We start from the raw sequence: 22404 nt of genomic DNA, 5'->3' as shown, positions 1-22404 counted from the left end.
TTTTACTATGTTAATTAACACCAGTAATACAGTATTCACACGAATTAACCTTATTTTTGTAAAAAGTAAACAAAAAATTATTTTTAACCGATTACCATGAGCGACGGAAAGAAAATTCTTATTGTTGAAGACGATAACCTTACCATGAACATTCTTGAATTTATTTTAAAAAAAGAAGGATATGTGTTAACGATCGCCAGAGATGGTTCCGAAGCCATTGAAAAAATTCCGGAAGTGAATCCGGATTTGGTTATTACGGATGTCATGCTGCCTTTTAAATCCGGTTTGGAGATCACCAATTTCGTAAAAGAAAACTATAAAAATACACCGGTGATTATTCTTTCGGCTTTGGGTGAAGAAGAAAATACGGTGACCAATGGTTTTAAATTGGGAGCCGATGACTTTATTGCCAAGCCTTTTAATCCGAAAGAACTGATCTTACGCGTGAAAAGATTGATCGAAAAATAGCCTTTTTCAGGTTTACGGCTTATTTTTGCAGCAAATTCCCCTTCCATGAATATCAAACTTCTGGCCATCGGTAAAACCGACAACAAGGCTTTGCAGACTTTAATCGACGATTATACCAAACGTTTGTCGTTTTATATCAAATTTGATCTGGAAATCATTCCGGACATCAAAAACGTCAAAAACCTGTCCGAAAGTCAGCAGAAAGAAAAAGAAGGCGAATTAATCCTGTCCAAATTATCAGCAACCGACCAATTGATTTTATTGGACGAAAACGGAAAATCCTTTTCCAGTGTTGGTTTTTCAGAAGAATTACAGAAAAAGATGAATTCCGGTGTTAAAACGCTGGTATTTGTTATTGGCGGACCCTATGGTTTTTCGGAAGCCGTATACAAAAAAGCACAGGGAAAAATTTCGTTATCCCTGATGACCTTTTCCCATCAAATGGTGCGTTTGTTTTTTATTGAGCAGCTATACCGCGGTTTTACGATTCTGAGAAACGAACCGTATCACCATCAATAAATATATTCCTTGTTCGAAATGGTTACATTGGGTTGTTTCCACCACGACAACAATATCTTATCCGCAATATAATTATCATACGACAGCTCTTTGTCGAAGTGTAGAAATAAAACGGTTGGTTTGGTATACATTTTTTCTACGGTACGATGAAATTCTTCCGGTTTTACAGCAATACCGTTAACCGTAAGTTGGTTCTGCTTATCAAACTTTAAAACCAACGATGCTTTTCCGTCCTCGGCAAAATCTTTTTGCGTTCCTAACGTATATACCACATCCGTAAACGGAATAAAAGCCATGTTTTTACCGATACTATCCGCATAGGAATAATAATTCTCAACCTGCGCTTCCCCTTTATGACTTCCCTTGCGGTTTTGAAGTTTGATCACTTCAGGCATAATCTTTTTTAACGGAAATCGTTTGTCGATATTAAAAACCCAATTGGTCGTAGAAATAATCGTTTGCTTATCCACTTCAAGCAGCGTATCGTTTCCGTTAACCTGAAACAACATATAAATCGGCGAAATATCGGCTACCTCTTTTACAATGGTCCTACCCGATTTCGGCAATAAAATCTGCTTGTCTTTTCCACAACCGAACAGCAAAAAAGCTGCTAAAATAATACTGTATCTGATCATAATCCTTGTGTTTTTTGTACGAGACGAATGCATTCCATCGCTTCCTTTACGTCGTGTACCCGAAGCAATCGGGCGCCTTTTAACAACGAAATCGTATTCAATACGGTTGTTCCGTTTAAGGCTTCACCGGCGGTGTTTTCCAATACTTTATAAATCATCGATTTCCGGGAAACAGCCGATAATAAAGGTACTTCTAAATTTTGGAATAATTCCAGTTTTTGCAACACTTCGTAGTTTTGTGCTGTAGTTTTCGCAAAACCAAAGCCCGGATCGACTATAATATCATGAATTCCATAACGTCGTGCTTCCCGGATACGCTCCGAAAAATAAAAAAGCATTTCTTTTACAATATCTGTATAATCGGTAAGCGTATTCATGGTTTGCGGCGTGCCCCGCATGTGCATCATAATATAAGGTACTCGCAAGGCGCCAACTGTGGGAAGCATTTCCGGGTCGAGTAATCCGGCAGCGATATCGTTAATCAGTGCTGCTCCGGCGCCTATCGCTTCGGCCGCTACTTTTGCACGAAAGGTATCCACCGACAAAAGCGCTTCGGGAAACCGATCGGCGATAAGACGAATCACCGGAACAATACGACTTACTTCCTCTTCTTCCGTGACAAATGCCGCATTCGGTCGGGACGAATAGGCTCCGATGTCGATAAAAGTTGCGCCTTCGGTCAGCATTTTTTCGGTTTGCTGTAGAAAAGCCGTGTCGCTTTTATATTTTCCGCCATCGTAAAACGAATCCGGGGTTACATTTAAAATCCCCATACATTGTGGCGTATCCAAACTAACCAGTTGGCCTTTGCAATTGATTGTCATCTGATTCACTTTTGAAATCCGGAAGAAATCCCGGGGTAGACTGGTCTTTCTCTTTTTATCCGGAAAAATCCTTACTTTTGAAAAAATTATCACACAAAGATACATAGAAAATGAGCAATACCTCACAGGAATTTGACAAGGTTATTTCTATTTGCCGCAACCTCTATAGCAATAAAATGAAAGACTACGGAAGTGCCTGGCGCATTTTGCGTTTGCCTTCCCTAACTGATCAGATTTTTATCAAAGCACAACGCATTCGCAGCCTACAGGAAAATGATATCCGTAAAATCGACGAAGATGAAACCGGTGAATTTATTGGTATCATTAATTATTCCATTATGGCACTGATTCAGTTGGATCTTGGTGTTGCCGATCAGCCCGATCTTGATGTGGAGAAAGCTGTGGCTTTATACGACGAAAAAGTAAAAGTCTGCAAAGACCTGATGGAAGCCAAAAATCACGACTACGGAGAAGCCTGGCGCGACTTGCGCGTAAGCTCCCTAACCGATCTGATTTTACAGAAATTATTACGCGTAAAGCAAATCGAAGACAACAAAGGAAAAACCCTGGTATCCGAAGGAATCGACGCCAATTATCAGGATATGCTCAACTATGCCGTTTTTGCCCTGATACATTTGGGAAAAGCCGTATAGCCTGTTAATTAGGAAATATTAACAACCAATTCCTTGGGTTCTTACTTATATTTACAAAAACGAAAAAAGAAATTACCGTTATGAAGAAATTTTTAGTTCACTTTTCACGTCTGTTTGTTGGCGTACTGTTCATTATATCTGGTTTGATCAAATTGAATGACCCGATGGGTTTTTCGTTTAAACTGGAAGAATATTTCGCCGAAAATGTTTTAAACCTTCCCTTTTTGATTCCCTACGCGCTGATTATTGCCGTTTTTGTAGTGGTATTCGAAGTGGTTTTGGGAGTCGCACTCCTGATTGGGTTTAAACCAAAATTCACCATGTGGAGTTTACTACTAATGATCGTTTTCTTTACGTTCCTTACCTTCTATTCGGCTTATTTCAACAAAGTAACCGATTGTGGTTGTTTTGGTGACGCGCTAAAACTCACACCGTGGGAATCCTTCACGAAAGACGTCGTATTATTGTTTTTTATCCTGATTTTATTCTTTAATCAAAAACTGATTCAGCCGTTATTTAACAGTACCGTAAATGCCCTAACCGTTTTCGTAAGTTATTCGCTATGTCTTTTTATGGGCTATTATGTCTTGAATCATTTACCGTTAAAAGATTTCAGAGCTTATAAAGTCGGAACCAACATTCAGAAAGGAATGGAAATTCCCGATGGCGCACCGCGTTCGGTATATGAAATGAATTTTGTGTATAAAGTAAACGGACAAGAACAGAATTTCAACGAAAAACAATTGATGAACCTACCGGAAGGTGCTGAGTTTGTTCGTCGTGACGATAAATTAATTTCAAAAGGATACGAACCGCCTATCCACGATTTTAGCATCGAAAAGGACGGTGAAAGTTATACGGAAGCCATGCTTAACGAACCAAAATTAATCATACTGGTTTCGTACGATCTGAATAAAGCGAACACCAAAGGCTTACAAAAAGCCGAGGAATTCTATAAAAAAGCAACCGCCAAAGGCTATAAAGTAATTGGAATGACGGCTTCTAACGAAGAAGTAATTCAAAAAGTAAAAGCAGACAACAAACTGACTTTCGATTATTATTTCTGCGACGGGACAACTTTAAAAACCATCGAAAGAGCCAATCCTAGTATCGTAGTATTGGAAAAAGGAACGATTGTTCAGAAAGCACACTGGAACGATATCGACGATGTTGTATTAAAATAAGTCCCTATATCGGATGCTTCGTTACCTGCTTCATAAAACCGGATATGCACTGTTAACACTTTTCGGAGTGATAACAGTGATTTTCTTTTTATTTAATGTCCTTCCCGGCGATCCGGCGCGAATGATGCTCGATCAGAATGAAAATTCCGAACAGCTGGCGTTGGTCAAAAAGAAATACGGTTTCGACAAGCCTATAGGAACGCAGTATTTGTATTACCTGAATGATCTTTCTCCGATTTCCTTCCACAGCAAAAACAGCGATGATTATACCTTCCTTTCTGAAGGAAAATACAACGTCTTACCGTTATTTTCGGTTGGAAATTCCGAAGTTGTTTTAAAAACGCCCTATTTACGGGAAAGCTTTCAGAAAAGCGGAAAAAAAGTCACTCAGGTTATTGGCGACACCCTACCGAATACAGTAATTCTGGCCTTTTTTGCCATTGTAATCGCCATCATGATCGGAATCGTACTCGGAATTGTTTCGGCGGTTTATAAAGACAGCTGGCTCGACCGGTTAATCGCTTTGGTGAGTACGCTTGGAATGAGTGTACCTTCGTTTTTTAGCGCGATCCTGTTTGCCTGGTTTTTCGGATTCCTGTTACACCGTTATACGCATCTGAATATGACCGGTAGCCTATATGAAGTGGACGATTTTGGAAACGGAACCTATATTCAGTGGAAAAATATTATTCTTCCGGCTGTCGTACTCGGAATCCGACCGTTAGGGGTTGTTATTCAATTAATGCGAAATTCATTACTGGAAGTGATGAGTCAGGATTATATCCGAACCGCAAGAGCCAAAGGTTTAAGCGAATTGCAGGTGATTAAACGTCACGCCCTGAAAAACGCCTTAAATCCGGTTGTAACAGCCGTTTCCGGTTGGTTTGCCTCGATGTTGGCCGGTGCTGTTTTTGTGGAATATATTTTTGGCTGGAACGGACTCGGCAAAGAAATCGTAGATGCCTTAAATACCCTTGATCTTCCGGTAATTATGGGCGCTGTTTTGGTGATCGCGACTACTTTTGTAGTGATCAATATATTGGTGGATCTGATTTATGCGTATCTGGATCCGAAAATCAAATTACAATAACATTTTCTTCACAGAAGATTTTATATTTTTATATCCGTAATAAACTAAAAAAACTTTTTATGAAAAACATAGTGGCTATGGCATTGATGTTGGTTTTATCGATCGCCTGTACAAATGCACAAACCCCGAAAGAATTCTCAAAAGAGAGTCTGGACTATAAAATGGTTAGCCTGGAAGGTCAGGAAATTACATTTAAAGACGTGCTAAAAAAATACAAAGGCAAAACCGTTGTGATCGATGTTTGGGCATCCTGGTGTCCGGATTGTATCAAAGGAATGCCAAAAGTGGTCAACCTGCAAAAAGAGTTTACCGATGTGGTATATTTGTTTATTTCGGCCGATAAAACACCGGAAGCCTGGAAAAAAGGAATTGAAAAATACAATGTAAACGGCGAACATTACCTATTGACCGACGGTATGAAAGGTGCTTTCGGAAAATCGATTAAACTGGACTGGATTCCACGTTATATGGTAGTGGACAAAAAAGGAAAAATTGCGTTGTTCAAAGCTATTGAAGCCGACGACGAAAACCTGATTACGACTTTAAAAACTTTAAAATAATGAGACACAGTATTGTTGCAGGAAACTGGAAAATGCATAAAAATGCACATGAAACCGAGGATTTATTAAACGATCTGATCGAAAAATTGCCTTCCGATAAAGAGGTGGAAATTATCGTAGCGCCTACGTTTGTAAATCTGTCTTCTGCGGTACAACATTTGGAATTTACCAATATCGGTGTGGCGGCACAAAACATGCACCAGGCTGAAAGCGGTGCCTTTACTGGCGAGATTTCGGCTGATATGCTAAAAAATATCGGTGTGGACATCGTAATTCTGGGACATTCCGAAAGACGTTCTTATTTTCATGAAACGGATGCTTTACTGGCTAATAAAGTCGATACGGCTTTAAAACACGAACTACGCGTGATTTTCTGTTTTGGTGAGGAGTTAAAAGACCGTCAGAACCAACAACATTTTAACATCGTGGAAAATCAGTTAAAAGACGGATTATTCCATTTGAATGCGCAGGCCTGGGAAAACATCGTATTGGCTTACGAACCTGTTTGGGCGATCGGAACCGGCGAAACTGCCACTCCGGATCAGGCGCAGGAAATGCACCAATTTATTCGTCAGACGGTAGAAGACAAATACGGTCGCGAAGTAGCCGAAAACGTTTCCATTTTATATGGTGGCAGCGTAAAACCGGATAATGCCAAAGAAATCTTTTCGAAACCCGATGTAGACGGTGGACTAATTGGCGGTGCGGCTTTAAAAGCGGATGATTTTGCTGCTATTGTCAATGCTGTTTAATTCCTTTTTCTAAGTCAATACAATAGGTTAACTATTTTTGATCCTATAAAAATTCAGACATCTAATAGATGTCTGAACTTTTTTTATAACTACCCAAACTAAGCCAATTCGAGACTACAATACTAGTATTCAATACCATACACTTTCCCAAAAAGTATTTTTGCATATATTGCTTTTATAATTTTCACTTACCCCAATCGATAGTAACCTTATTTAGAATTACAGCACCAAGTGGTCATAACCGCACATTTAATAAATACTGATTCTGGTTCATTTTCTAAACAATATAAATTATTATCATGAGGTATAGATACACATCATTTTTTCGTTTAAGACACTCTTTCTTTTTTTGGGTATTGCCATTATTATTCTATTCATGTGACACAGAGGACTTTTCAAATCCAATATTGGGTTCCGAAACTGAAAATAATGAGACTCTTAAAAAAGCGCTGACTAAAGTCCCTAAAACCGACTGGATGTCAATGTTGGACAATAAAACACTTTTAAAAGACATCACTTTGGTCGGTAGTGAAGGCTCTCTTACTACCGGCAGTTCTAATTCCTTACAGCGACAAGACGAAGGACTTGAAAAACAATTGGAAGCCGGCGTGCGAATGTTCGATTTTGAATTAAAATATTCAGATAAAACCAATGACGATCTTATCGTTAGTGATCATGATATCCCTATCTTGTTTAAACAGTATGCACCGGCTTATGCACAATTAATGATTTTCCCAAAATATGGAGAACCTTTCTATTTTTATAAACATATACTCCCGGTTCTCGAAAGTTTTGTAGCCAAGCATCAAACGGAAGTCCTATTTCTTTATGTCCATAAATCTTGCAGTACCAATGCACAAAAGTTTGATGAAATCATGAAAAAGATAATCCGAAGAAGAGTACGTACACATAATGTATTTGGACCAGGTACTACACTTGGTACAGTACGTAACCAAGTCCTTATCATGCAACTTTATGACAAGAATGGAAATACGTATCTGAAGCACAGCAACGAACGGGTATGGCGTTCCGTATATCAAAGCGTATCAAGGCAGATCGTAAAATGGGAAATTAATCTCTTTACAGGCAATCCAATACGACCAATCAAGACAGACTGGAATAAAAAAAATTTTGGGGACTTCGACTGGAAAATGTATCGGATAAAAGAAGGAATTAATACCGCTCGAAACGATTTTTTTAAAAATCTATTTTTTATTACATATACCAGTGGTTGGTCATCAACTACCAGCCCAAAAGAAGTAGCCGACAACATACTCCCGAAAACTATCCAATATATCGAACAACATATGCTCACTTCTACAGCAACCAACGCTGCACCTCCTCCTATACCCAAAAGATTCGGTTTTCTATTTGCCAACTTTGTTACGTCTAAAAACGGAAAAAGCTTAATTGATCTTTGCATTAAACAAAGTCTATTAGCCAATGGAAAAACAAAAAAGCCCGATTCTAGCATCCGAAATTAACGAATGACTATAAGTTCTTAAAAAGAGCCTGTTATGCATAACAGGCTCTTTTTTTTATCATAACATGCAAAACACAATATATTACATTATTTATAGTATATTTAACGACCAACCAACAAAATAACATATAATTAAAAATTTGCATGAAAAAAATTACACTTATTCTCCTATTACTTCCATTTCTTTCATTCTCCCAAAAGATCACAACCAAAAAAGATCGGGTATTGATAGACGAAAAAGAAGTAGCGATCTTTAAAGAACCGGTTCGCGATCAATATCAATTGTTCGACCTGGCCGGAAACAAACAATTTACCGTAGAATACAAAGGCATGTCCGAAGGTAAAACCATATTGAATCAATGGTTATTACTAACCTCGGCCGACGAAGCCAAAAAAACAGAAATCCCGTATGAAGTATTGATCAACTCATTAAGTCCTACACGGATTATGTTGCATCTTATATCTGCCAAATACGGATTGTTTGATAAAAACGGATTTAATGCCGCTAAAATCGAAACCTTTTTCAATACCGAACGGGAAAGCATTGGCGACAAAACATTAAAAACCAAAATGGAGGTTGTCGCTTCCAAAAAAGACAAGGAAGAAAAAATAGCCCGCTACCGTCCTTTTGTCAAAATGGACGGAACGATTATGTTTGGCGGAACAGCCGGAACGAATATCGTAGGAAAGGCCATGTCATCCAATTATACTGCTTTTGGTAATAATAACACCGTTAGTATTTACGATCTGGACAATATTCAGGTCGCTACAGCACGCGCCACAGGCAATATGAATAACGAGGTGGAAGTAACGTTGTTTAACGACAGTAAGTTTAGCTACAATGCCGAAAAACGTTTTGCCGGACCGGATAACAGTTCGTTTGTAAAAGAGTTAGTCGGCGAACTGGTTTACCGCGATATTACGCTGGGACGCCAGGCTAAAAGTTATAACCAGAATTTATTAAAAGAAAAGATCAAATTAGCCAAAGAACGCAGCCGTAATATTTATAATGTAAACGGATATGCCTTTGACGAAAAAGGCGTGCGTTATGACGGAATTATCACGGCGCAATTTGAGAAACTGGACATTAATCAGACCGGAGATACTCAGGTTGTGGACGCGATCGATAATTACGGTAAAAATGTTTCGATCAAATACAAAAACGAAAAAGGAAGAGAACGCACGATAACGTTACAGGCAAAAGACAATATCAAATTCTACGTTAAAAACAGCGACGGAACCGAGACAGCTTTCGAGGGTATGAAAGTAAAAGGCGATGCGATGAAAAAACTATCCAATGCGATGTCACTGGGCTTTAACAATGCCTATTTTTATCGGGTTATCTATACCAGCAAAGACAATTCGGTTTTGGTTGATCCGGTAGAAGACGATCGCTTTGTGATCAAATTAAAATCGAAATCGGAAGGACAGATGGTCGACAAAAGAAACAACGACAAACTGTCGATTCAACTGGCAGAATACCTATCCGGATGTAAAAATTTAGCATCTGAGATAAAAAAAGGAGCTTTTGATTTGAAAAACTCAGAAAATCTCATTAATATTGTTAACGAATATAATGATTGCAAATAAAAATTAACATCCCCATTAAAAAAGCCCGTTGTACTACAACGGGCTTTTTTTATTCTGAAAACAGGAAAAACGGCTGTTCATAAGGCTTCCCGGTGAATCCTTCCGGTACTTTCACTTTCTTTTGCTTATACAGAATGACATTTTTTAGCTGTGCCGAACCATTTATGGCAAAACCAAACTTCCCGTTGCTTTTGATCATTTCGGTAGGTTCCGTAAATTTTAGAATCTCTTCGTTATTGATCCAGACAAAATAAGTAGTCCCGGTTTTCTGAATCTTCCAGTCCAACCATTGTTTCGACATCGGGATTTTTACTTTTGGCAATTTTCCGATATGTCCGGTTGTTCGGATATAACCACGCTCCTTTTCCGGATTGACAAAAAACGAACGATCTTCTATTGCTACTCTTCCTTCCAACTGGTTGTACAAAATTCCGAGGTATTTTTCTTTTTGCAGATTCAACATCACTTCAAACAAATAAGCCGATGGTTCAACCAGAGTCGAAAAGGTCAATACATAATTATCCGGCATTTCTTTCTTTGCTGTCAGAATCGCCCAATCACTGTTTTTACTGCCTTTTACAAGCTTTTCTTTGCTATCGACTTCCCAATTGCCATTAACCTGATTCCATTGCTTTAAACGGGCATTGGTAAACGCTTCTTCAAAAACTATTTTAAAATCTGCTTTAGGTCCTGATACACCTCCCAAAAGCAGCATCCATAACACAAATTGTTTCATAAAGTATTGATCGGTAAAGGCATAAAAAAAGTGACTCTCGCCACTTTCTTTACTTTTTATATTAACTCTTCGCGGTTGCGATTACAAATTTCAGTTTGTTTCGAACACCAATCTGCAATAGGTCGACCAAATCCTGTACCTGAAGGTTATACGGGATTCGCACTACTATGGTTTGTTCTTTTTGTGTACCCAGTTTTTCCAGCAATTTGGTTTCCAGTTCGTCAAAAGGCACTTCCTGTTTGTCAACAAAATAGTGTTTATCTTCCGTAACGGAAAGGCTGATAAATTGCTTGTTGGTGGTTTCCTTAGCCTCTGCCTTTGGCAACATCAGATTGATCACATTTGGATTCGCCAACGTGGAAATAATCAGGAAAAACAGCAATAAAAAGAACATAATATCACTCAAAGCAGAGGTTGCTACTTCGGCGTGAAAACGTCTATTTCTTTTGATTCTCATTGTGTTTATTTCGTATTTGGCTGTTGAATAACATTGATAAATTCTAATCCCTGACGCTGCATATTTAGTGCAAAATGATCAATCATCATATTAAAAAAGTGATAGGCTGCATAGGCAATTACCCCTACAATTAACCCCAAACCACTACTGATCATTTTTTCATACAAACCACCGGAGATATTACCGATACTGATATTTTCGGTGATCGAAATCGTATAGAAAATCTTGATTACCCCGGAAATGGTTCCGATAAACCCTAAGATTGGCGCAATACCGGCAACGATTCCCAAATAACCCAATTTCTTTTCCATTAATCCCATTTCGATATTGGCGCTTTTTTCCAAAGCCAGGTCAATCTCGTTAATTGGTCGGCCAATAGTGTTTACACCATTGCGCAACACTGTTCCATAGGCCGTATTCGATTTGTCGCAAATCATTGCCGCCGACTGGATATTTCCGGAATTTAACTGGTATTTTAATTCGTTGATCAACGAGTTATCCAATTTTGTTTGTTTTTTGATATACAGGTACCGTTCCACAATGATATAAACCGTAAGAAAAAACAGGATAAAGATTGGGATTACCATAACCCCACCTTTCATGATCAACTGGAAAAAATTAACGGATTCGATTGCTGTATTGGCCACTACTGGTTCATTTACAACTGGTTCTGCCGGAACCGGGTTCGCTTGCAACAAAAAATTAAAAATCATGTTTTACAAATTCGTTTTTATAGGGGTTAAATATAAGTATTTGCTTTTTAAAATAGCAACTACCATACCATAAATAACGAAATTTCGGCGGAAAGCGTATTTTAAATATAAAAAAATTACCGCATAAAAAAAGGTCCGCTAGTAGCGGACCTTTTCTGTATTTTGAAAAAATGTTATTCTTCTGTCTTGTTGTGACGCACTTCGATTTCTTCTCTTTCTTTTCTTGTAACCGTATCACAAAGAACCGGTGTAGCGATAAATAAAGAAGAGTAAGTTCCCACTGTAATACCAACCAACATCGCGAAGATAAATCCACGGATTGACTCACCACCGAAGATGAACATGATTAACAATACCAATAGTAAAGTTAACGATGTATTGATTGTTCTTGATAAGGTTGTATTAATCGATTTGTTTACGATATCGTTAAAGTGTCCTTTTGTATTACCGGCAAGGTATTCACGTACCCTGTCGAATACAATTACGGTATCATTCATCGAGTAACCGATAACCGTTAGGATCGCTGCGATAAAGTGCTGGTCCATTTCCATGTGGAATGGCATGAATTTGTAACATAATGAGTAAATACCCAATACGAAGATAACGTCGTGTGCTACCGCTGCAATCGCTCCTAATGAATACTGCCATTTACGGAATGAGATCATTAAGTACACGAATACAATTGCCATAGATCCCAATACCGCCCAATAGGAGTTGGTTTTGATATCGTCTGATACCGCTGCACTTACTTTTGAAGCCTGTAATACCCCGATTTTCTTACCGTCGAATGTATTTACAAACTTGTCATACGAAATATCATTAGAGTAATAATGTTTTAAAGCATTATATAACTTCTCGTTTACTTCTTTATCCACTTCAGAACTTGTCTCCTGAACTTTGTATTTCGTTGTAATTTTTAACTGATTTGCATCACCAAATACTTTTGCTTCAGCACTTCCGAATACGTCTTCTTTTGATAAAGCATCCGCAATTTCAGATGGCTCAATAGCTTTTTCGAATTTCACCTGGAAGGTTCTACCTCCAACGAAATCCACACCTTCGTCCAATCCGTTAATTGCAAAAGAGATACAGCTCACTACTACTACTAATCCGGAGAATAAATACGTCCATTTTTTAATTTTCAAGAAATCGAAATGGAAGTTTGTAAACCAGTTTTTCGTAACAGATGTTGAGAATTGTAATTTAGCTCCTCTGCTTACACCCCAGTCTAATAACATTCTGGTAATGAAAATTGATGTAAACAATGAAGTAAAGATACCGATCAATAATGTTGTTGCGAAACCTTTGATTGGTCCTGTTCCGAAGATCAATAATACCAAACCGGTTAATACGTGTGTTACGTTCGCATCGGTAATCGACGACATCGCACCTCTCCATGTAAATGAGAAACGTACTGCTTCGTCTAACGACTTCCCTAATCGCAATTCTTCTTTTGCTCTTTCATAGATAATGATGTTCGCATCCACCGCAGTACCCATAGTTAATACGATACCCGCGATACCTGGTAAGGTTAATACCGCACCTAAGCTTGCTAAGATTCCGAAAAGGAATAATAAGTTCACTGCTAAAGCGATGTTGGCATACCAACCTGCTTTACCATAATAGAATACCATCCATAGGGATACTAATAATAAACCTACTAATGATGATGTAATACCGTTATCGATAGCTTGTTGCCCTAATGACGGACCTACTACCTCTGATTGTACGATTTCTGCAGATGCCGGTAATTTACCTGCTCTTAAGATGTTCGCTAAGTCTTTTGTTTCCGCTACGTCGAATACTCCTGAAATTTCAGAACGTCCTCCTGCAATTGGTCCTGAAGATACTCCCGGTGCAGAATATACGATGTTATCCAATACGATAGCGATGTTACTTTGTTGCGTATACGCTTTCCCGGTTAACTCTTCCCATTTCTTCGCTCCTGTTGCGTTCATCTGCATCGTTACAGACGGACGTCCCATTTGGTCAAATGATTCTCTTGCATCGGTAATAACACCTCCACTCATTGGTGGAATGCCTTCTCTGTTTGCTTTTAACGCATATAATTCAACTACGTTTGGTGCTTTCGGATTTAATTTACCCCATGCAAAACGTACATAACGCTGTTCTGCCGGTAATAAAGAACGGATATCGTCTCTTTTTAAATACGAATTAACTTTTGCAGTATCTTTTGGATTAAAATAAGCCAATACCGGACTTCCTTGTTGTCCGCCACCTACTACTAAATCCAATAACGGATTGTTTCCTTTTTTTGCCGCAGCCGAATCGGTTGCTTTGTTCGTTAACAATGAGTCAATATCTGTCTTTTTAGCAGCTTCTTTTGTCTCAACTGTTGCTTTTTCTGTTTTCTTTAACGTCTCGTTAGCCGCCAAAAGGAAGTTTCCGATTTCGTCTGTTTTATACGTTTCCCAGAATTCTAACTGCGCTGTACTTTGTAATAATTTTGTAATACGGTCTACATCCTTAGCACCTGGAAGCTCAACTAAGATTCTTCCTGATTCTCCTAATTTTTGGATGTTTGGTTGTGTAACCCCGAATTTGTCGATACGCTCTCTTAATACACGGAAAGCACTTTCTACAGACTCTTCAACTTTTTTTCGTAGCACAGCTTTCACTTGTGCATCGGACATATCGAATTTGATTACATCACTTAAATTTCTGTTTCCATAGATTTCAGGTGATGCCAATTTCGTTGTTCCGTTTGATTCTTTGTCAAAAGCGATAAAGAAAGCGTCCAAATAACTTTGGTTACCTTCTCTGTTTTTGGTTGCTTCTGCAAGCGCTTTATTGAAAACTGGATTTTTAGAATTATTCGCTAGTCCTTTCAACACGTCTTTAACCGAAATCTGAAGAATCACGTTGATTCCTCCTTCTAAGTCAAGACCTTTATTAATTTGTTTAGCGCGTACTTCGTTAAAAGTATGACCTAAAAAAACTTTTTCTTTACCAATAGAGTCCAGATAGAACAACTCTTTTTTAGAGTCTCCGTTCGCAAAGGTTTTCGCCTTTTTCTCGATATTATTGGTAACAAATGTGAAGGATAGCTGGTAAATACTTACCAGTGCAAAAAGTATTGCAAAAAATTTAATGAGTCCTTTATTCTGCATTATTACTAAATATTAATTATTCATTTTTTTCAAAAACGAGCAAATATATAATTTACCAAAAGATTAACCAATTAATTTGCCAATATTATCAAAAAAAAAGACTGCCCTACGCAGCCTTTCTTTATTTCTTCCATAATGACTATGCCAAAACAGATTTAAGATCGCCATTCATAGCTCTAACCGCATCGGCACTCTTCGCAAAAAGGGCTTTTTCGGCATCGTTTAAGGCGATATCTACAATTTCTTCAATTCCGTTTTTACCGATAATACATGGCACACCGATACAAATATCATTTTGACCGTATTCGCCTTCCAAATAAACCGAACATGGAATCATACGTTTTTGGTCGTTTAAAATGCTATCCACAAGGAAAGCAACGGATGCTCCCGGTGCATACCAGGCCGATGTTCCCAACAATCCGGTTAATGTCGCTCCTCCAACCATTGTATCGGCCGCTACTTTATCCAGTACGTCCTGCGCTAAAAAGTTTGAAACCGGACTTCCGTTATAAGATGCCAAGCGCGTTAACGGAATCATAGTGGTATCACCATGCCCTCCAATTACCATCCCCTGAACATCGTTAGACGGTTTATCCAATGCTTTTGACAAATAATATTTAAAACGGGAACTATCCAAAGCACCCCCCATACCGATAATTCTGTTTTTCGGTAATCCGGTTGCTTTTAAGGTTAAGTACGTCATCGTGTCCATAGGATTCGACACTACTACTATAATGGTATCCGGAGAATATTTTAATACGTTTTCCGCTACCGATTTTACAATTCCGGCATTGATTCCGATTAATTCCTCGCGGGTCATGCCCGGTTTTCTCGGAATACCTGAGGTGATCACCACCACATCGCTTCCGGCTGTTTTGGAATAATCGTTCGTACTTCCTGAAACTCTTGTATTAAATCCTGTTGTTGTTGCGCACTGCATAATGTCCATCGCCTTACCTTCTGCAAATCCTTCTTTGATATCCAACAATACCACTTCGCTTGCAATTCCTCTATAAGAGATAACATCTGCACAAGTTGCTCCTACATTTCCTGCGCCAACTATTGTTACTTTCATAATATTCGTAAAATAAGTATTAAATTAATTTTTGATTTATTGAGTTACCCAATATACAAATTTTATGTACGCAAAATACACGGTTAAAAAAAATCACACTTTTTTAAACTTCCGTCAAATAAAAAAGGATGCCGTTTTCTGACATCCTTTTTCTATTTGTAATTTATGCATCAATTTTAGCGTATGCTGCGTTTTTCTCGATAAACTCTCTACGCGGCGGTACCTCATCCCCCATTAACATGGAAAAAATACGGTCGGCCTCGGCCAGACTATCAATAGAAACCTGGCGTAACGTTCGGAATTCCGGATTCATGGTCGTTTCCCACAACTGTTCCGCGTTCATCTCTCCAAGACCTTTATAACGCTGAATACCGGTTCCGCCACCCATTTTTTCCGAGATCTGATCCCGCTGTACATCGGTCCACGCGTATTCTTTTTTATTACCTTTTTTCACCATATATAATGGTGGTGTTGCAATATACACGTATCCGTTTTCGATCAATTCTTTCATATATCTGAAGAAGAACGTCAGGATAAGCGTTGAAATGTGGCTACCATCCACGTCGGCATCACACATGATCACCACTTTATGATAACGAAGTTTTTCAAGGTTTAAAGCTTTACTATCTTCTGCTGTTCCGATCGTAACACCCAATGCGGTAAAAATATTTCGAATCTCTTCGTTTTCGAATACTTTATGATGCATGGCTTTTTCTACGTTCAGGATTTTACCTCGCAACGGAAGAATCGCCTGAAAGGCACGGTCACGCCCTTGTTTGGCCGTTCCACCTGCGGAATCCCCCTCGACAAGGAATACCTCACATTTTGCCGGATCCTGCTCAGAACAATCGGATAATTTCCCTGGTAGTCCACCGCCACCCATAACGGTTTTACGCTGTACCATTTCACGGGCTTTTTTAGCCGCATGACGCGCCTGCGCTGCCAAAATTACTTTCTGAACAATTATCTTGGCATCGTTCGGGTTTTCTTCCAGGTAGTTTTCCAACATTTCGGCTACCGCCTGACTTACCGGTGATACTACCTCACGGTTACCTAATTTTGTTTTGGTTTGTCCTTCGAATTGTGGTTCGGATACTTTTACCGACACAATCGCTGTTAATCCTTCACGGAAGTCATCTCCTGAAATTTCAAACTTCAGTTTTTCCAACAATCCGGAAGCATCCGCATATTTTTTAAGCGTACGGGTCAATCCACTACGGAATCCCTGTAAGTGCGTTCCCCCTTCGTGGGTATTGATATTATTTACATAGGAAAAGATATTTTCGGAATAGCTGCTGTTATAAATTAACGCCACCTCAACCGGCACTTCTCCTTTATCGCTTTCCATACTGATCACGTGTCCGATAATTGGCTCACGGTTTCCATCCAGGAATTTAACGAACTCTTTTAATCCTTCTTTCGAATGGAAGACTTCACCCACAAAGTTCCCTTCTTTATCCGTTTCTCTGCGATCAGTAAGCGTAATTGTAATTCCTTTATTAAGGAATGACAATTCGCGCATACGTGCCGCTAAGGTATCATAAGAATATTCCGTTGTTTGTGTAAAGATTGTATTATCCGGTTTAAAGGTTACAATCGTACCTCTTTTTTCGGTTTCACCAATCTGTTTTACCGGGTAAATCGCTTTACCTCTTTCATATTCCTGTTCGTATACTTTTCCTTCTCTGTGAACCGTTGCACGCAAATGGTCGGATAGTGCATTAACACACGATACCCCAACCCCGTGTAAACCTCCGGATACTTTATAGGAATCTTTATCAAATTTACCTCCCGCACCAATTTTGGTCATTACAACCTCCAATGCGGAAACGCCTTCTTTTTTATGAATATCTACCGGAATACCACGACCGTTATCTTCAACCGTAATGGAATTATCCTCATTAATCGTTACAGATATGGTATCACAATGTCCGGCCAAAGCTTCATCGATCGAGTTATCCACAACCTCATAAACCAAATGGTGAAGTCCACGTGTTCCTACATCTCCAATATACATGGAAGGACGCATTCTAACGTGCTCCATTCCCTCAAGCGCCTGAATACTGTCTGCCGAATAATTGTTTTTCTTAACTTCTTCGCTCATAATTTATATTCTAAAAAATGTATTTTTTCGTCTAACAGGCAAATATATGAAAACGCAAAGGATAATACACTAAAAATAACCCGTAATAGGCGTAAGTTATCAACAAAATCTTTTAATTAGCCCGTAATTTTCTTACTTTTTAACATTTCTCATTCCCTATAAAAAAACAAAAAAAGCACCGGTAAATTCCCGGTGCTTTTCAAACAAACAAACTAATCACATATGAAAGATCATAATGTCGCTTTCAGGGTGGCGATACTCGTATCGGCCTTAAGGTGAGCCTTATTGGCTCTTCCGCTTGGATCCTGGTTTTCCTGCCATTTCGGAATCCATTTGCGTACGGTTTTGGCCGCACTGGCTTGTGGGAAATGTTTATGAAAAATGGTTCGGTAGTAATACGCTTCTTTTGTGGTTGGCGTATTGTGCAGAAACACGTCGGCTGCTTTGGCCAACTGCTCATCCGTAACCTGTGCCGTACCATATTCGATTAACGCATCGATCCAGTTGTAACCAACACCGTCCGAAAACTGCTCTTTTTGGCGCCATAAAACGCTATCCGGCAGATACGGTTTTTCCGGGGTATCAAATGCTTTTCTAAGGATGTATTTTTCCACACCGCCATAGGTTGCCGGTTGTTTTTCTTCCGGTCTGATTTTAATCGCCAGGTTTAAAAAGGCTTTATCCAAAAACGGAACCCGCGCTTCCAATCCGTGTGCCATTGTCGATTTATCCGCACGTAGTAAATCGGCAGTCGCTAATTTCTGTACGCGTTCGATCGTTTCTTTTTGAAAATCGGCTACAGATGGCGCATTTCTAAAATACAGATACCCTCCAAAAATCTCATCGGCTCCTTCTCCGGACAATACTACTTTTATTCCTTTTTCGGTGATGGCTTTCGACAGGAAATACATCGGCGTACTGGCGCGAATCGAGGTAACATCGTAGGTTTCCAGATGCCAGATCAGTTTATCCAGAATGGCGATTCCCTGCTCCACCGAAAAGTAAATTTCGTGGTGTTCTGTTCCCAGGTATTCGGCTACGGCACGAGCCGCAACCACATCGGGTGCATTTCCATCCAATCCTATCGAAAACGAATGCAGTTTCGGACTTCCGGCTTCTGTCATTAATCGGGACGCAATAGCCGATGTTAATGACGAATCCAATCCACCGGATAGTAAAACACCAATGGGCACATCGCTCATCAATCGTTTGCGTACCGCTTCGGTAAGCGTTTCCCGTATCGCTTTTAAATCAAGCGGTTCTACGGCTTTTGCGGCATCTTCCCATTGCGGTTGGTAGTATTTTACAAATCCTGTTTTGGGGGAGTAATAATGTCCTGGCGGAAAGGCAGCAAACGACTTACACTGGTCGGCTATGGCTTTCATTTCGGAGGCAAAATAAACCGCTCCGTGACTGTCGATTCCGTAATACAGTGGTTTTACGCCCAACGGATCCCGGCCTGCAATAAAATCATCACCGTCAATCACAACAAAGGCAAAGATCCCGTCGAGCATATCACAAAATTCATAGCCGTATTCTTCATATAAATGCACGATCACTTCCGAATCGGATGTAGTGCGAAACGTATGGTTTTTTAGTACGGTATCACGTAGTTTTTTATGGTTATATATTTCGCCATTGTGTACCATCCAGGCCGAATTGGTTCCCTGAATTGGTTGTTTTCCGGTTTGTAAATCGACGATCGACAAACGTTCATGGCTTAAAAAATGTCCTTTTTCCGTGATATGCAAATCACTTTCATCCGGACCGCGATGCGACATTCTTTTGGACAATTGTTGTACCAATTCCGCATCGACTCCTTTTCCTATAACTGCTACTATCCCGCACATACTATTCTTGCTTTAAATGGTTATTATTACGTCACAAAATTGCCTATATCAGTTTTAATTAAAAAGTAAAAACTTTATTTTGGTTTAAAATTAAAATCAAAATAAGCAATTCAAAAACAAAATATAACCTAAAGCATCCGATTTGTAGCGTTTGGGTTGAAATCTATAAGTTCCGACCTTATATCAAGGTATTTAAAACAAAAAACCGGACAAATGCCCGGTTTTATTTAGTTTTTAGAATAGTCATCCAGCAGTTGCTTTTCCCTACTGTTTAGCGACTGTACGCCGTTTTTATTTATTTTTTCCAGTATACGGTCGATCTCCTTTTGTTTTTCGATTTTGGCCGCGTTATACTTTTCATCAAGCGTATAATTTTGTTCTTTAGTATGTGTCGACTTCGGACTCGTAATACGAATCACAGCATATACAAGTCCGGCGACAAAAAGCACTATTGCAACTAACATCATCATGGTTTCTTATTTTACCTGTTTCCCTTTTACAAATGTATTTACCGGTACGACATAAGGCACACCGTCGATATCCATCGTCATAATATCCGCATCGAAAATAACAAAATCCGCCCATTTACCTACTTCCAAACTTCCTTTTTCGTTTTCTTCAAAATTAGAATACGCCGCCCAGATGGTCATTCCCTTTAGGGTTTCCTCACGGGTTAATGCATTTTCCGACTGGAATCCGTTTTCCGGATAATTTTTAAGATCTTTTCGTGCTACAGCTGCATAAAACGTATACATCGGGTTTACTTCCTCAATCGGAAAGTCGGTTCCCAACGCGATTAATCCAGCCTTTTGTAACATGGTTTTATAGGCATACGAATACTGTAGTCTTTTTTTACCCAATCGGTCTTCGGCCCAATACATATCCGATGTCGCATGCGTAGGTTGTACCGATGGTATGATTCCCAGCTTAAAGTAATCGAAGTCTTGTTCGCGCATAATCTGAGCGTGTTCGATCTTCCATCTACGATCCGGTTTTCCATCCAAGACCTCTTTGTAAATTTTCAATAATACGGTATTCGTCGAATCGCCTATCGCGTGGGAATTCATCTGATACTCCGATTCGGCGATCTGTTTGGCGATTTCCCGAATCGTTGGAATTGGCGACAACAAGGCTCCGAATTGTTTTGGCTTATCGGAATACACCTGATGCAAACAGGCACCACGCGACCCCAAAGCACCGTCACCCATAAATTTGAAGGAACGAACATTTAATTTATCGGTTTTATAAATTCCCAATTGCGTATAATGATCCACATTTTCGCGGGTCGCCATAACCATTGCATAGATGTTGATATCCAGTTTGTTTTCCTGTTGCAAACTATCGATAAGATCAATAACATCGCGCTCCAAACCGGCTTCGTTGATCGTCGTCAGTCCGTAGTGAAACATTTCTTTTTGCGCCTCCTGTAAGGCCGTAATTTGCGTCTGACGCGTCGGTTTTGGAATAATAGCCGATACCAATTCCATTGGATTATCAACCAAAATACCGGTTAACTTTCCATCTTTGACTTCAATCTGTCCACCTGATGTTTTGGTTTTGGTTGTAATTCCGGCCAGCTCCAGGGCTTTTGTATTGACCAACATCGCATGTCCGTCAATACGGGTTAGCACTACCGGAATAGTTGGAAAGTACTGATCCAATAATTCTTTTGTTGGAAATTCTTTGTCCTTCCAATCGTTCTGATCCCATCCGCGGCCTACGATAAACGTATGATTTTTGACTTTTTGGAATGCCTGAATTCTTTCGATCACTTCCTGAAAACTCTTGGTACCTCTAAGATTTACCGCCTGCATATTCATGCCCAGTCCGTAAAAATGGGCATGCGCATCGTAGAATCCGGGATACATATATTTACCCTTGGCGATCAGCGTTTTTTTAGCGGAAAACTTTTTCAGCATGTCCGCTTTACTTCCAATCCCGATAATTTTTCCGTCTTTAACCGCTAAGGCTTCCGCGGTTTGAAACGTTTTATTAACCGTATAGATTTTCGCATCGGAAACAATCAAATCGGCTTCCTGTTTTTTCTGAGCATTTATCAAGGCCGAAGTAAGACAACATGCGGCCAGAAGTATATTTTTCACTTTCATTTTTGGTAGATCTAATCGATAGTTTCGATCGTATATTTTGAACTGTTGATTTCGAAGGTTTCACCTATTCCGCCACCCATTAACTTTACTCCCAATGGCGATTGGGGCGAAAGTGCGATTACATTGACACCGTCGATAGCGATTTTGGGTAAAGCCGCACTCATAAACAAATACATCCCATTGGTTTTGATCACGCTTCCTACGGCAATTTTTGAGGTTGTTGCTGCGGCATCGATCTTTTCCAATATGGCTTTCATCTGAAGTGCTTCCTGTAACTTGGCACTTAATTTTTCCTGTTCCAAATGCATCATCGACAGCGCCGTTTCATGCTTATCGCCAGCCGATCCTTTTGCATCGTTTTGCGCATCTTCTGCCAATCCGGAAATCATATCTCTAAAAACATCAATTTTGTCTTGTAATAAAACAAGATGATGTTGTACAATTTTTTGCTTAAATGTCATTTCTCTTCCTG

The 22404-nt window shown here is 39.4% G+C and carries 21 protein-coding genes; 9 read left to right on the top strand and 12 right to left on the bottom strand.

Features of this window, described 5'->3' with window-relative positions:
- The first annotated feature begins 96 nt into the window (after positions 1–96).
- Together AAFN64_RS04120 and rlmH are read left to right on the top strand one after the other, a co-directional pair.
- The gene (locus tag AAFN64_RS04120; RefSeq protein ID WP_347759372.1) at positions 97–468 is read left to right on the top strand and encodes a response regulator; all 372 of its coding nucleotides are present in this window, start codon (positions 97–99) and stop codon (positions 466–468) included.
- Between the two features lie 45 nt (positions 469–513).
- Positions 514–987 carry a 23S rRNA (pseudouridine(1915)-N(3))-methyltransferase RlmH gene (gene rlmH, locus AAFN64_RS04115; RefSeq protein WP_300487261.1) on the top strand — a complete coding sequence of 158 codons (474 nt, stop codon included), beginning with the start codon at positions 514–516 and terminating at the stop codon, positions 985–987.
- On the opposite strand, the gene AAFN64_RS04110 is transcribed toward rlmH, so the two are convergent.
- Both AAFN64_RS04110 and folP read right to left on the bottom strand, forming a co-directional pair.
- On the bottom strand, positions 981–1622 hold the full coding sequence (locus AAFN64_RS04110) for a hypothetical protein (RefSeq protein ID WP_300487259.1): 642 nt from the start codon (positions 1620–1622) through the stop codon (positions 981–983). The genes rlmH and AAFN64_RS04110 overlap by 7 nt on opposite strands.
- Entirely contained in the window at positions 1619–2446 is an 828-nt protein-coding gene (gene folP, locus AAFN64_RS04105) for a dihydropteroate synthase (RefSeq protein ID WP_347759371.1), read from the bottom strand. The genes AAFN64_RS04110 and folP overlap by 4 nt, the downstream gene beginning before the upstream one ends.
- Before the next feature lie 110 nt (positions 2447–2556).
- On the opposite strand from folP, the gene AAFN64_RS04100 reads away from it, so the two are divergent.
- The 7 genes from AAFN64_RS04100 (at position 2557) to AAFN64_RS04070 (ending at position 9758) form a co-directional block, all read left to right on the top strand.
- Complete coding sequence (locus tag AAFN64_RS04100; RefSeq protein WP_347759370.1) at positions 2557–3099, top strand: DUF1599 domain-containing protein; 543 nt, start codon at positions 2557–2559, stop codon at positions 3097–3099.
- Between the two features lie 80 nt (positions 3100–3179).
- Positions 3180–4283 (top strand): BT_3928 family protein, encoded by a 1104-nt coding sequence (locus AAFN64_RS04095; RefSeq protein WP_300487252.1) that lies wholly within the window; start codon positions 3180–3182, stop codon positions 4281–4283.
- Between the two features lie 13 nt (positions 4284–4296).
- Positions 4297–5373: an ABC transporter permease gene (locus tag AAFN64_RS04090; protein WP_347759369.1), complete on the top strand. Its 1077-nt coding sequence runs from the start codon at positions 4297–4299 to the stop codon at positions 5371–5373.
- 59 nt (positions 5374–5432) lie between these two features.
- Entirely contained in the window at positions 5433–5933 is a 501-nt protein-coding gene (locus AAFN64_RS04085; RefSeq protein WP_347759368.1) for a TlpA disulfide reductase family protein, read from the top strand.
- Complete coding sequence (gene tpiA, locus AAFN64_RS04080) at positions 5933–6685, top strand: triose-phosphate isomerase (RefSeq protein WP_300487242.1); 753 nt, start codon at positions 5933–5935, stop codon at positions 6683–6685. The genes AAFN64_RS04085 and tpiA overlap by 1 nt, the downstream gene beginning before the upstream one ends.
- Before the next feature lie 476 nt (positions 6686–7161).
- Positions 7162–8169 carry a hypothetical protein gene (locus AAFN64_RS04075; RefSeq protein ID WP_347759367.1) on the top strand — a complete coding sequence of 336 codons (1008 nt, stop codon included), beginning with the start codon at positions 7162–7164 and terminating at the stop codon, positions 8167–8169.
- A 143-nt stretch (positions 8170–8312) separates the two neighbouring features.
- On the top strand, positions 8313–9758 hold the full coding sequence (locus AAFN64_RS04070) for a hypothetical protein (protein ID WP_347759366.1): 1446 nt from the start codon (positions 8313–8315) through the stop codon (positions 9756–9758).
- A gap of 49 nt (positions 9759–9807) precedes the next feature.
- Here the strand turns inward: AAFN64_RS04070 and AAFN64_RS04065 are convergent, their stop codons facing one another.
- From AAFN64_RS04065 to AAFN64_RS04020, 10 genes are all read right to left on the bottom strand, one after another.
- Positions 9808–10494, bottom strand: coding sequence for a hypothetical protein (locus AAFN64_RS04065; RefSeq protein WP_347759365.1), 687 nt, complete (start codon positions 10492–10494; stop codon positions 9808–9810).
- A gap of 61 nt (positions 10495–10555) precedes the next feature.
- Positions 10556–10951, bottom strand: a complete 396-nt coding sequence (locus tag AAFN64_RS04060; protein ID WP_300487233.1) for a biopolymer transporter ExbD — start codon at positions 10949–10951, stop codon at positions 10556–10558.
- A gap of 5 nt (positions 10952–10956) precedes the next feature.
- The gene (locus AAFN64_RS04055) at positions 10957–11664 is read right to left on the bottom strand and encodes a MotA/TolQ/ExbB proton channel family protein (protein WP_347759364.1); all 708 of its coding nucleotides are present in this window, start codon (positions 11662–11664) and stop codon (positions 10957–10959) included.
- Positions 11665–11837: 173 nt separating this feature from the next.
- Positions 11838–14795, bottom strand: a complete 2958-nt coding sequence (gene secDF, locus AAFN64_RS04050) for a protein translocase subunit SecDF (RefSeq protein WP_300487230.1) — start codon at positions 14793–14795, stop codon at positions 11838–11840.
- A gap of 139 nt (positions 14796–14934) precedes the next feature.
- Positions 14935–15870: a malate dehydrogenase gene (gene mdh / locus AAFN64_RS04045; protein WP_300487227.1), complete on the bottom strand. Its 936-nt coding sequence runs from the start codon at positions 15868–15870 to the stop codon at positions 14935–14937.
- 163 nt (positions 15871–16033) lie between these two features.
- Positions 16034–17974 (bottom strand): DNA topoisomerase (ATP-hydrolyzing) subunit B, encoded by a 1941-nt coding sequence (gyrB, locus tag AAFN64_RS04040; RefSeq protein ID WP_347759363.1) that lies wholly within the window; start codon positions 17972–17974, stop codon positions 16034–16036.
- A 230-nt stretch (positions 17975–18204) separates the two neighbouring features.
- Positions 18205–19824: an asparagine synthase B gene (gene asnB / locus AAFN64_RS04035; protein ID WP_347759362.1), complete on the bottom strand. Its 1620-nt coding sequence runs from the start codon at positions 19822–19824 to the stop codon at positions 18205–18207.
- Positions 19825–20051: 227 nt separating this feature from the next.
- A complete protein-coding gene (locus AAFN64_RS04030) occupies positions 20052–20294 on the bottom strand; it encodes a DUF6576 domain-containing protein (protein ID WP_347759361.1) in 243 nt (80 codons plus the stop codon).
- 6 nt (positions 20295–20300) lie between these two features.
- Entirely contained in the window at positions 20301–21932 is a 1632-nt protein-coding gene (locus AAFN64_RS04025; RefSeq protein ID WP_347759360.1) for an amidohydrolase, read from the bottom strand.
- A gap of 11 nt (positions 21933–21943) precedes the next feature.
- Positions 21944–22393, bottom strand: a complete 450-nt coding sequence (locus AAFN64_RS04020; RefSeq protein ID WP_347759359.1) for a hypothetical protein — start codon at positions 22391–22393, stop codon at positions 21944–21946.
- Positions 22394–22404 lie beyond the last annotated feature (11 nt).

Source organism: Flavobacterium sp. CAU 1735 (genome assembly GCF_039888695.1).
Taxonomy (GTDB): Bacteria; Bacteroidota; Bacteroidia; order Flavobacteriales; family Flavobacteriaceae; genus Flavobacterium.
Note: the sequence above shows the minus strand (reverse complement) of the source record. Positions and strands in the feature narration are given on the sequence as shown.